The following is an 11438-nucleotide window of genomic DNA, read 5'->3' on the forward strand; positions in this document are numbered from 1 at the left end:
GAAGGTGACGAAGGGCAGGAACATCATCGTCACGCCTTCTTCCTCGATCTGCCTGAGACTCTCTCCGGCATCGAAATGCGGCTGGCCGATGAACGTGCCCCCCACGTCGATCGCGCCGAGCATGCACAGCATCGCGGCGATATGGAACAGCGGCAGCGGCGACCAGGCGCGCTCGTCGGGCTGGAAGGACCAGCGATAGCGGGCGAGATTCGATGCCTCCCGGGTGACGGCCTCGTGGCTGAGCAGGCACCCCTTGGGATTGGCCGAGGTGCCCGACGTATAAAGGATCATCGCGGTATCGCGGACTCTGACGGTCAGGCGGGAGGCGTGGATATCGGCCTCGTCCACCTGTTGCACCGCCGCGTCGAAGGTTGCCTGATCGATGAAACCGGGGACCGAACGCCCGCCCAGCATGACGATCCGCCTGAGCAGAGGCGCGCCGGCGAGCGTCAGGGCGGCAGGGTCGGTGGCATCGGGCAGGTCGGGGAAGGCCTCCACCAGCCGGTGGCCGAAATCGATATGCTCGCTGACCATGTCATTGGTGATGATCGCGGCCAGATCGGCATTTTCCGCGACATAGGCCATTTCGGGCGCCTTGTAGCGCGCGTTCATCAGCACGGAGACGGCGCCGCACATCGCATTGGCGAACAGCGTTTCGACAAATTCGATGCTCGACGGCAGCAGGATGCCGACATGGTCGCCGCGCTGGATGCCGAGCGCCTTCAGCCCGCGCGCGCGTCTTAGGACGCTTTGTACGACATCGTCATATGTCTTGCGTTCCCCCGGAAAAACCAATGCTTCATTGTCGGGCGCCTTGTCCCATCCTTTGAGAAGCAGATCGCCCAGGGTGGTTGCAGAGATACGGAATGGGGCGCAATCTTCGCCTTGTGTGACCACGGATGTCCGCTCCTAAAAATGCCGGTCAGCTGTCGATGACGATCAGATTGCAGCCATCGCTCCTGTCTGCGCCTTTCGTTGGATAGGTGCAGCTTTGTCTTCCGGCTCCAAGAGCAGGTGCAGAGATTTTTGCATCACTGGTCGGGAATTCACGATGGAAGCCTATGTCTACGATCATGTACGGACGCCCCGCGGCAAGGGCCGCCCTGATGGCGCGCTGCATGAGATCACCTCGGTCGAAATGGCGACGCAGCTGTTGAAGGCGCTTCAGAGCCGCAACGATCTCGACACCGGGCTGCTCGACGATGTGATCATCGGCATGGCCCAGCCGGTCGGCGAGCAGGGCGGGGTGCTGGCCCGCGCGGCGGTGTTGCAGGCAGGCTATGCCCAGACCGTCGCGGGGCAGCAGATCCATCGCTTCTGTGCAACCGGTCTCGATGCGGTCAGCCTGATCGCGGCGCAGGTGCATTCCGGCATGATCCAGGCGGGTATCGGCGGCGGCGTCGAGTCGATGAGCCGCACTGTCATGGGCTATGACTCGGGAGCGTGGACGTCCGATCCGTCGGTTGCCTTCAGCAATTATTATGCGCCCCAGGGCATCGGCGCGGACCTGATCGCGACGCTCGATGGCTACACGCGCGAGGATGTCGACAATTTCGCCGTCGAGAGCCAGCGCAAGGCCGCCCATGCGTGGGAAAACGGCTTTTTCAAAAACTCGATCGTGCCGGTCAAGGATGTGCTGGGCGAAGTCGTGCTCGACCATGACGAGCATATGCGCCCCGGCACCACGGTGGAAAGCCTTGCCAAGCTCAAGCCCGCCTTCGAAGGGTTCGGCAAGGCCGGGTTCGAGGCGGTGGCGAAGGCCAAATATCCCGAAATCGAAGATCTGAACTATGTCCACCATGGCGGCAACAGCTCGGGCATCGTCGACGGCGCGGGCCTGGTTCTCGTCGGGTCGAAGGAATTTGGGGAAAAGGCTGGGCTCAAGCCGCGTGGTCGCATCCGTTCCTACGCCAATATCGGGTCGGAGCCGACGATCATGCTGACGGCGCCGGGGGCGGTGTCGCGCAAGGCGCTCAAGGCGGCCGGCATGACCGAGAAGGACATCGACCTGTGGGAGCTGAATGAAGCCTTCGCCAGCGTCGTCATGCGCTTCCAGCGGGAACTGAACGTCCCCGACGACAAGATCAACGTCAATGGCGGTGCAATCGCGATGGGCCATCCGCTGGGCGCGACCGGCGCCATGATTCTGGGCACCGTGCTGGACGAGCTGGAGCGGCGGAACGCGGAAACCGGCCTCATCACCCTGTGCGCGGCCAACGGCCTCGGCACGGCTGCCATCATCGAGCGCGTCTAAGCGCGCATACCAAACTATAGAGCGGGACATCCCATGAAGACTATGCGACTGGAAAAGGCCGAGGACGGCTTTGCGATCCTGACCCTCGACGCCGAAGGCTCGATGAACGTCGTCAACGATGCTTTCATCGCCGACATGGAAGCGGCGACCAAGCAGATTGCCGAGGACGACAGCATCAAGGGCGTCATCCTGACGTCCGGCAAGAAGACGTTCATGGCCGGTGCGGACCTCAAGCAACTGGTGAACGGGTTCGGCACGCTGACGCCGCAGGAAGCCTATGCCTTTTCAAAGCGCGCGACCGACATGCACCGCGCCATCGAGCAATCAGGCAAGCCCTGGGTGGCGGCGATCAACGGCCTGGCGCTGGGCGGTGGGTTCGAGCTGGCGTTGGCTTGCCACCGCCGCATCCTGGTGGATGATGCCAAGGCGCAGGTCGGCCTGCCCGAAGTCAATGTCGGCCTGCTGCCCGGATCGGGCGGCACGGTGCGGCTCGGCATCATCGCGGGCATGAAGACCGCGCTCGACCTGCTGCTGTCGGGCCGTTCGGTCGCGCCGCAGGAGGCACTCAAGCTCAAGATCGTGGATGAGGTTGTCCCTGCCGACAGGCTGATCGATGCGGCCAGGGCGTGGCTCGACACCGGCCCGGATCCGGTCAAGCCCTGGGACGTCAAGGGTTGGACGCCGCCGCAAAAAAAGGGCCTGACCGTGCCCGAGGATTCGGCCGCCTACATGATGTATACCGGTGGTCTCGCCAAGGTCGGCTACAATCAACCCGCGCCCGCCGCGATCCTGAACTCGGTGTTCCACGGCATGCAGTTGCCCTTCGACAAGGCGCTGGCGGTCGAGGGCAAATATTTCGCCAAGTTGCTGACCGATCCGGTCGCGCGGAACATCATCCGCACCACCTTCATTTCGAAGCTGGCGGCCGAAAAGGGCGCGCGTCGCCCTGAAGGCTTCCCCAAGTTCGAGGCCAAGAAGGTCGGCGTGCTGGGCGCTGGCATGATGGGTGCGGGCATCGCGTTCGCGTCGGCCAATGCGGGTATCGACGTCGTGCTGATCGACCGCGATGTCCCGACGGCGCAGAAGGGCAGGGACTATTCGGCCAAGGTGCTGGGCAAGCTGGTCGAAAAGGGCAAGCTGACGCAGGACAAGGCGGACGCCGTCCTCGCCCGCATCACCCCGACCGACGACTTCGCGCTGCTCGATGGGTGCGACATGGTGGTCGAAGCTGTGTTCGAGGATACGGCGATCAAGGCCGAAACCACGAAGAAGGCTGAAGCGGTGCTGCCGGCACAGGCCATTTTCGCGTCCAACACCTCGACCCTGCCGATCTCGCAGCTCGCCCAGGCGTCGCGGAGCCCCGACCAGTTCATCGGTCTGCACTTCTTCTCGCCGGTCGACCGCATGGGTCTGGTCGAAGTCATCATGGGCAAGCAGACCAGCAAGGAAACGCTGGCCAAGGGGCTCGACTTCATCGCGCAGCTGCGCAAGACGCCGATCGTCGTCAATGACAGCCGTGGCTTCTACACGAGCCGCGTCTTCCAGATGCTGATCCACGAAGGCGCTGCCATGCTGGCGGAGGGCGTGCCGCCGGCGGTGATCGAAAATGCCGCCAAGGCGGTCGGAATGCCGGTCGGCCCGCTGGCGCTGCTGGACGAACTCACGCTCGATCTGCCGCTCAAGATCGTGGATCAGGCCATTGCCGAGGAAGGCGACAAATATACGCCTCCGGCGGGCGTCCCCGTGATGCGCCGGATGAAGGACGAGATCGGTCGGTCGGGGCGCAAGACCGGCGGCGCCTTCTACGACTATCCCGACGGCGGCAAAAAGCATCTTTGGAAAGGCCTGGCCGAGCATTTCCCAGTCAAGGAGGGCTGGGATATCGAGGAACTCAAGACACGCTACCTCTACGCGCAGGCAATGGAAACGGCGCGCTGTCTTGAGGAAAATGTGCTGGAGACGCCGCAGGACGCAGATCTGGGCGCCATTTATGGTTGGGGTTTCCCGAGCTGGACCGGCGGCACGATCAGCTACATCGACACGGTGGGGATCGAAGCCTTCGTCAAGGAAGCCGACCGTCTCGCCCAGCTTTATGGCCCCCGCTTCCTGCCGTCGGCATGGCTGCGCGACAAGGCGGCGAAAGCCGAACCCTTTTATGCGTCTGCTGAGGGCGCGACGGTCAAGGAGCCGATCCCGGCATGAGGCGCCTGATTTTCGAGCCGGAACATGAGCAATTCCGCGACAGCGTCATCAAGTTCATGAGCGCCGAAGTCGGCGCCCATGCCGAACGCTTCCGTGAACAGGGCATGGTTGACCGGGAACTGTTCCTGAAGGCCGGCGGGCAGGGGCTGCTGTGCACCTGGGCGGATGAGAAATATGGGGGGGCGGGCATCGACGATTTCCGCTTTGAACAGATCATCATCGAGGAGAATATGCGCCATGGCGACATAGGCTTCTACATCAATCTCCATAATGATCTGGTCGCGCCCTATATCGCCAAGCTCGGCACCGAGGAGCAGAAGGACCGCTGGATGCCCGGCATCGTCAGCGGCGAGAAGATCCTCGCCGTCGCGATGACCGAACCGTCGACCGGCAGCGATCTTGCCGGCATGCGCAGCAACGCAATCGACAAGGGCGATCATTGGCTGCTCAATGGCGCGAAGACCTATATCTCCAACGGCATCCTCAGCGATCTGGTGATTGTTGCCGCGCGGACCGACCCGAACAGCCGTCACGGCCTCGGGCTCTTCGTCGTCGAGCGCGGCATGGAAGGGTTCGAGCGCGGCCGCAAGCTCGCCAAAATGGGCATGAAGGCGCAGGACACCGCGGAGCTTTTCTTCAACGACGTCAAGGTGCCCAAGGAGAATGTGCTGGGCGATCCGACGCAGGGCTTCAAATATCTGGCGCGCTTTCTTGCGCAGGAACGGCTGGTGGCCGCGATCGGATTCATGGCGACAGCGCAGACCGCCTTCGACATCACGCTGGATTATGTGAAGGAGCGCAAGGCGTTCGGAAAGCCGATTGGGGCCTTTCAGAACAACCGGTTCAAGATGGCGTCGATGCGGGCCGAACTGGACGCGATCCAGACCTATGTCGACCAGTGCGTGCTGCTGCTCAATGCCGGGGAGCTGACGGCGGAGGACGCATCTTCGGCCAAGCTCCTGGCGAGCGAACTGGAAGGTCGGGTGATGGACGAATGCGTTCAGCTCCACGGCGGCGCGGGTTATATGGAGGAATATCGCATTTCCCGCATGTATACCGACGCACGCATCAGCCGCATTTTTGCCGGTACTTCGGAAATCATGCGTGAAATCATCGGTCGCGGACTGGGGCTTGACGAGCGCAAGCTGTCCTGACGGCTGAACCAGGGATAAGTCGGATGCTGAACGTCGAACAATTGCGCCGTTTCCGGGTGCCCGAAGCGCAGGATGTCTGCGACCCGCGCGGGGCGATCCTCTATGCGCTGGGGGTCGGTGCCGGGTTGGAAGCCATAGACGAGCAGCATCTGATCTTCGAGCGTGATCTGGCCGTGCTGCCGACCATGGCGCTGGTTCTGGGGACTCCCGGATTCTGGCCCATGGCGCCGGAACTTGGCTGGGACTGGCCGCGCATTCTGCATGGCGAGCAGACGCTGAAACTGTTTCGTCCACTCGAACTGGGGCAACTGGTCAATGGCCGGATCGAGATTATCGGTCTCGCAGACAAGGGGGTGGGCAAGCCCGCGCTTGTGCGGGCGAAACGCGTGCTCACCACGCCCACCGACCGGCTGATCGCCGAAATGGAGGAAGTGTGGGTCTTGCGGGATGCAGGTGGTTTTGGCGGCGCGCGCGATCTTGACGGGTCGGAGCCGGTCGTCATGCCGGAGCGGCCAACGGACGCGTTCCTCGACCTGCCGACGGCGTCCAATCAGGCAATGCTGTATCGCCTGACCGGCGATCGCAATCCTCTGCATATTGATCAGGGCACGGCGCAGGCGGCCGGTTTCGATCGGCCGATATTGCATGGGCTTGCCACCATGGGGCTGGTCGGCCGCGCATTGACCCATCTGTGCTGTGACGGCGATCCGGCTTCTTTGACCGAAATGCGGGTCCGGTTTACCGCGCCGGTCTGGCCGGGGGAAACGGTCCGGACGGAGGTCTGGCGCCGCGGCGATGAAATATCATTCCGGGCGAGCGTGCCCGACAGGAACAGGATTGTGATCGATGGCGGACATGCGCGCATCGGTGGTTTCAAGGAAGAACGGGACGCATTGAAGTGAAGATATTGGACGGTAAGATTGCACTGGTTTCCGGCTCTGGACGTGGCATTGGCAAGGCCATTGCGCTGAAACTCGCCAGCGCCGGGGCTCATGTCGTGGTGAACGACCTGGACGAGGATGTGGCGAAGGCGACGGCAAGCGAAATCGAAAGCCTGGGCGTCCGCACCGTGGTGTGCGTGGGCGATGTGACGGAAGCCGATTTCGGCGACAAATTTGTTGGAACGGCGATCGCGCATTTCGGAACGATCGACATCATCGTGAACAACGCGGGATATGCGTGGGATTCCGTGCTTCAGAAGACGAGCGACGAGCAGTGGATGGCCATGCTCGACGTGCATCTCAATGCCCCATTCCGCATTTTGCGCGCCGCGCAGCCGGTGATCGCCGCCGCGGCGAAGAACGAGATTGCGGAGCACGGCCGGGCCAGGCGCCGGACGGTCATCAATATATCCTCTGTCGCCGGGCTTGGCGGCAATGCCGGGCAGTCGGGCTATGCGGCGGGCAAGGCGGGGATTGTCGGCCTCACCAAGACGGTGATGAAGGAATGGGGGCGGTACAATGTCACCGTCAATGCCGTGGCTTTCGGCGCCATCATGACCCGCATGACCGCCGGCGAGGCGGGCAGCTCGACCATCAACGTCAAGGGCCGGGACATCAAGGCCGGCGTCAGCGACGAAATATTGGAAGCCATGGAAAAGGGCATCCCGCTGGGCCGTGCCGGAACACCGGAAGAAGCGGCCGGGGCCGTTTACCTGCTGTGCCTGCCCGAAGCGGATTATATCACGGGCGAGGTGATTGTCGCGGGCGGGGGCTGGAAACTCTGAGTGGAAGCGGGGCGGGCCCTTGCGCCCGCCCTTGTTCAGGCGGGCCAGCTCGGCGTTCGGCCCTGCATGCCTTCGAAGATGGGACGCATCGGATCGGGCACTGATCCCGCCCCGATGCCGGTGCCGAAATTGATGCCCCGTCGCTCATATATCCGCCATCCCTCGGCCGTGCGCCGCAGCCTGTCCTCATAGCCGCCCACCGCCAGAAGGTCTGTCGGGCGCAGGGGATCGGCGCCGGGGATCGCGAACCACTGCCAGGCCATGACGCGGCTGGCCGCGCGGGCTTCGTCGCCCTGCACTTCGATCACCAGATTGGTGATATTATGCGAACAGCCCATCAGTGCGCCCTGATAGCCCATGCACTGGGCATGGATGGCTTCTCGCCCCACGGATCGCGCGCTGCCGAAGTCGATCGAGCCGTCCTGCGTGAATATTTCTTCCGCGATGCGATGATATTGCATCGAATCGACCAGATGGGCGTAGCGGTAGATGCATTCCTCGATCGCGAGGCGATCCGCCAGCATGAGGAGGTCGATCGTCATGGCAAATACCCTTCTTTACCGACCGCGAGGGTGGTCGTGATCTTTGGTTCCTTTCAACCGCAGCCGACCACCCCGCCGTCGACCGGAATCTGGGCGCCGGTGACATAGGCGCCCGCGCGCGAACACAGGAAAATGACGATGCCGGCAATATCGTCCGGCGAACCCAGACGTTTGAGCGGAATATGCGCCAGCAGGGCAGGATCGACCTGATCCTCGTCCCGCATATGCGCCGTCATCTTGGTTGGGAAGAAGCCGGGAATGACCGCATTGACGGTGATGTTGCGTTCCGCCAGATCGCCCGCCAGATCGCGCGTCATCATATGGACCGCGGCCTTGCTCGCGGCATAGCTGTACGCGCTGAGCCGCTCCGTCTTCATGCCCGCGACCGAACCGATGTTGATCACCCGCGCCGGATCGTCCGGCGTCCCGACAGCGCCCAGTTCCGGCAGCAGTTCCCGGATCATGGTGAAGGGCGTCTGGACATTCACGGCCATCACGCCGGGCCAGGCCTTGTCGGGGAAGTTGTCGATCGCCCCGCCCCAGGTCTTGCCCGCATTATTGACCAATATGTGGCACGCGCCGACCGCATCGCGATAACGGGCGACGAGATCGACCGCAGCCTCGGGTGTCGACAGGTCGGCGGGGAGGGGGATGCACGGTCCCAGCGCCGCCATTTCCCGGGCGGCCTCTTCGCAAATGTCGGCCTTGCGCGATGTGATCGCGACCGTCGCCCCGGCCCGCAGCAGACCTTCGGCGATCATGCGGCCCAGCCCCTGCGCGCCGCCGGTGACCAGCGCCTTCTTGCCGGTCAGGCTGAACAGATCGCTCACATCGTCACCACGACTTTGCCGAACTTATGCTGGTCGCGCAGATGCAGAAGCGCTTCCTTCGCTTGTGCGAGCGGATAGGTCGCCTCGATCACCGGCTTGATTTCATGTTTTTCGGCAAAGGCGAGCATGTCCTTGAAGTCCTGCGGGTCGCCGACCTGGCTGCCGACGATGCTGGCGCTCTTCAGGAAGATGTCGGTCGCGTTGAACTTGATCTCATTGCCGGCGGTCGAACCATAGATGACGATGCGCGCGCCCGGATTGATGGCGCGGACATAATTGGCGAAGCTGGGCGAGGGCGCACCGTCCAGCACCACATCGATGCCGCCGGTCAGCTTGCCGACCTGCTTGCGCCAGTCGGGATCGGTGTAGAGCAGGCCGCCCTTGGCCCCCATCGCCACGGCCCGATCGATCACGTCCTGATTTTCGCCGGTGACATAGACATTGGCGCCCTTGGCGACGGCGAAGGCAAGGCCGAATGTCGCAACGCCGCCGCCCACGCCGCTGATGAGCAAGGTTTCCCCCGCCTCCAGCCGGCCCTTGAACATCAGCGCGCGCCAGGATGTCAACGCCGTCAGGGGCATGGCCCCGGCTTCCTCGAAGCTCATGAAGGCGGGCTTGGGCGCCAGATTGTCGACCGGCACGCAGATATATTCAGCGATCGTGCCGGCAAAGGGCATGCCGAGCAGGCCGAAATCGGCGGCCGGCGCATGGCGGTTCGGCCCCCAGTTGCGCGCGGGATACAGAACGACCTCATCGCCTTCGCTGACGCCGGTCACGCCCTCACCGATCATGTCGACGACGCCCGCGCCATCGCAGCCCAGCGTGATCGGCACAGTCATGCCGGGATATTGACCATGCGTGATGAACAGTTCGCGATGGTTGATCGACGCCGCCCGCAGTGCGACGCGCACCTCTCCCGGACCGGGCACCGGCGTTTCGACTTCCGCCACCGCAACGGATTCAGGGCCGTCGGTCCGTTCGAGATAAAGGGCCTTCATGGTCAACCTTTCCTAATATCCTGCCTGGCGCCGCGAGCTGCGTGGCAACAACCCTTGCGTGACGGCCCCGGCTTTTCCGTTCCGAAGCTGGACATTTTTCCGGCTCATTGGGAACCTATCTGTGGATAGGAAAAAGGGATTGCGTTTATAGATTCATCGCTCAGAATATATTTCACACAATAAAACGAATCGTGCGAAGGCGCGTGCTCAGGAGAGAACAGCATGACCGTTGTGCCGACAACCATCTTGCCGCCCCGGTCGACGCATAGCCCAATCCGGCGCGCCGCGCTGGTGGCGTTGACCGACAAAGTGGCTCAGTCGCGCATGACGGCCGTGTCCGCCCCCGCCGGAAGCGGGAAGACAACGGCCATGCTGTTCTGGGCGGATGAACTCAAGGCCCGGGGGCGTCCCGTTCTCTGGCTGGCGGCGCGGGCGGGATTAGGAAGCAAGCAGTCGTTTCTCCAGGCGTTGAAGGCCGCCGGGATCGTCGCGGGCCTGCCGTGGGAAGACCTGAAAAGTAACGCATCCGATGAAAGCTGGCTGTCCATCATCGCGATGATGGGGGATGTGCGACCCGTCATCATCATTGATGACGCGCAGTTGCTGGCCAAACCGATCCTTGAATTTGTGGCGCAATTGTCGTCCAGCGCGCGGGATGCGCTCACCATCATCATTGCCGCGCGTGGGACGGTCGGACTGTCGCTGGCGCGCATGCGCGCGCTCGGATTTCTGGTCGAAGTGGGGGTCGCCGATCTTTCCTTCACTTTGACGGAAGCGACCGAACTGGTCACCCGGTCGATCGGAACGCCGGTGGATTCGCGCGATCTACAGGACATAGTGGGTGATACACAGGGCTGGGTTTCCGGTATTGTGATCGCATGCGACCTCTATCGTCGTGCCGGCGAAGGCGCTGGAAATCTTCGATTGACGGGCCTCCGGCCGGAATTCGCCGAATATTTTCATGATGAAGTATTGAGCCTGCAGCCGGACGATGTCCGTCGCTTTCTGGTCGACACCTCGATACTCGACGAACTGACCCCATCCGCCTGCGCGGCAGTAATGGAGGATGAAAATTCCCGGGCGATGCTGGACCATGTCTTCCGCGAAGGTCTGTTTCTGCATGCCATCGATCAGGAACATAGCCGCTATTCCTATCACCGGCTGTTTCGTGAAATGGTCCTCGGCAGGCTCATGGAACGCGCGCCTGGCCGTGCCGCCGTCATGCATCGACGGGCGAGCGACCATTTTGCGGAAAATGGGCAGCTTATCACGGCGATCGAACATGCGCGGCTGAGCGGCGATAAGGCGTTTCTCGCCGACCAGCTGGATCGTCTGGCCGAAGGACTGACCTATTCGGGATATCTGTATCGCATCGACGAACTGGGCGCGGAACTGCCCTGGCCGATCCTGGCCGAACGTCCCAACCTGCTGCTGGCGCTGGCGTGGAGACGTATCCGCCAACTGGCATTTTCTTCGGCGGACAGACTGATTTCCGCCGCGAGGCAGGCCTGTGAAGCCCGGCGCGAGGCGCAGTCCCTGCCCGCACATGAAATCGAGCAGCTTGACCTGCTGATCCGCCATCGCTTCGTGATGCTGGCGGCGGCGCGCGACGACATGGTCAGGGTCGAGGCGGACTCCGAGCCGCTGCTCGCCGAACTGGCCGACAGTCACGCCTACCTCAGCTGCACCTTGCTGGCGCAGCTCATGTCGGCGCGGCGGGAACTTTATCATT

9 protein-coding genes and 1 pseudogene are annotated in these 11438 nt (G+C 62.9%); 6 read left to right on the top strand and 4 right to left on the bottom strand.

Annotation, left to right across the window (positions count from 1 at the left end; genetic code table 11):
- A partial coding sequence (locus ACFC3J_RS14295) for an AMP-binding protein (protein ID WP_375196832.1) occupies positions 1-897 on the bottom strand: 897 nt, incomplete at its 3' end.
- A gap of 154 nt (positions 898-1051) precedes the next feature.
- Here ACFC3J_RS14295 and ACFC3J_RS14300 point away from each other — a divergent pair.
- The 5 genes from ACFC3J_RS14300 to ACFC3J_RS14320 are packed head-to-tail and all read left to right on the top strand — an operon-like array spanning position 1052 to position 7336.
- Positions 1052-2254, top strand: a complete 1203-nt coding sequence (locus ACFC3J_RS14300; protein ID WP_066562992.1) for an acetyl-CoA C-acetyltransferase — start codon at positions 1052-1054, stop codon at positions 2252-2254.
- 33 nt (positions 2255-2287) lie between these two features.
- Positions 2288-4456: a 3-hydroxyacyl-CoA dehydrogenase NAD-binding domain-containing protein gene (locus tag ACFC3J_RS14305; RefSeq protein WP_375196833.1), complete on the top strand. Its 2169-nt coding sequence runs from the start codon at positions 2288-2290 to the stop codon at positions 4454-4456.
- The gene (locus ACFC3J_RS14310; RefSeq protein ID WP_375196834.1) at positions 4453-5610 is read left to right on the top strand and encodes an acyl-CoA dehydrogenase family protein; all 1158 of its coding nucleotides are present in this window, start codon (positions 4453-4455) and stop codon (positions 5608-5610) included. Before ACFC3J_RS14305 ends, ACFC3J_RS14310 begins: the two co-directional genes overlap by 4 nt.
- A gap of 23 nt (positions 5611-5633) precedes the next feature.
- On the top strand, positions 5634-6512 hold the full coding sequence (locus ACFC3J_RS14315) for a MaoC/PaaZ C-terminal domain-containing protein (RefSeq protein WP_375196835.1): 879 nt from the start codon (positions 5634-5636) through the stop codon (positions 6510-6512).
- A complete protein-coding gene (locus ACFC3J_RS14320; RefSeq protein ID WP_375196836.1) occupies positions 6509-7336 on the top strand; it encodes an SDR family NAD(P)-dependent oxidoreductase in 828 nt (275 codons plus the stop codon). The genes ACFC3J_RS14315 and ACFC3J_RS14320 overlap by 4 nt, the downstream gene beginning before the upstream one ends.
- Before the next feature lie 35 nt (positions 7337-7371).
- Here the strand turns inward: ACFC3J_RS14320 and ACFC3J_RS14325 are convergent, their stop codons facing one another.
- The 3 genes from ACFC3J_RS14325 to ACFC3J_RS14335 are packed head-to-tail and all read right to left on the bottom strand — an operon-like array spanning position 7372 to position 9706.
- Entirely contained in the window at positions 7372-7878 is a 507-nt protein-coding gene (locus tag ACFC3J_RS14325) for a nuclear transport factor 2 family protein (RefSeq protein ID WP_375196837.1), read from the bottom strand.
- A gap of 53 nt (positions 7879-7931) precedes the next feature.
- Positions 7932-8708 carry an SDR family oxidoreductase gene (locus tag ACFC3J_RS14330; RefSeq protein WP_375196838.1) on the bottom strand — a complete coding sequence of 259 codons (777 nt, stop codon included), beginning with the start codon at positions 8706-8708 and terminating at the stop codon, positions 7932-7934.
- Positions 8705-9706, bottom strand: coding sequence for a zinc-binding alcohol dehydrogenase family protein (locus ACFC3J_RS14335; RefSeq protein ID WP_375196839.1), 1002 nt, complete (start codon positions 9704-9706; stop codon positions 8705-8707). Before ACFC3J_RS14335 ends, ACFC3J_RS14330 begins: the two co-directional genes overlap by 4 nt.
- A gap of 222 nt (positions 9707-9928) precedes the next feature.
- Here ACFC3J_RS14335 and ACFC3J_RS14340 point away from each other — a divergent pair.
- A pseudogene (locus ACFC3J_RS14340) lies at positions 9929-11438 on the top strand (AAA family ATPase); the annotation flags it as partial.

Source organism: Sphingobium sp. (genome assembly GCF_041987595.1).
In the GTDB taxonomy this organism is placed as follows: Bacteria; Pseudomonadota; Alphaproteobacteria; order Sphingomonadales; family Sphingomonadaceae; genus Sphingobium.

What these genes read in the sequence shown, in the direction of transcription:
- ACFC3J_RS14300 (WP_066562992.1), top strand. Translation starts at nt 1,052, where the DNA reads ATGGAAGCCTATGTCTACGATCATGTACGGACGCCCCGCGGCAAGGGC.
- ACFC3J_RS14305 (WP_375196833.1), top strand. Translation starts at nt 2,288, where the DNA reads ATGAAGACTATGCGACTGGAAAAGGCCGAGGACGGCTTTGCGATCCTG.
- ACFC3J_RS14310 (WP_375196834.1), top strand. Translation starts at nt 4,453, where the DNA reads ATGAGGCGCCTGATTTTCGAGCCGGAACATGAGCAATTCCGCGACAGC.
- ACFC3J_RS14315 (WP_375196835.1), top strand. Translation starts at nt 5,634, where the DNA reads ATGCTGAACGTCGAACAATTGCGCCGTTTCCGGGTGCCCGAAGCGCAG.
- ACFC3J_RS14325 (WP_375196837.1), bottom strand. Translation starts at nt 7,878, where the DNA reads ATGACGATCGACCTCCTCATGCTGGCGGATCGCCTCGCGATCGAGGAA.
- ACFC3J_RS14335 (WP_375196839.1), bottom strand. Translation starts at nt 9,706, where the DNA reads ATGAAGGCCCTTTATCTCGAACGGACCGACGGCCCTGAATCCGTTGCG.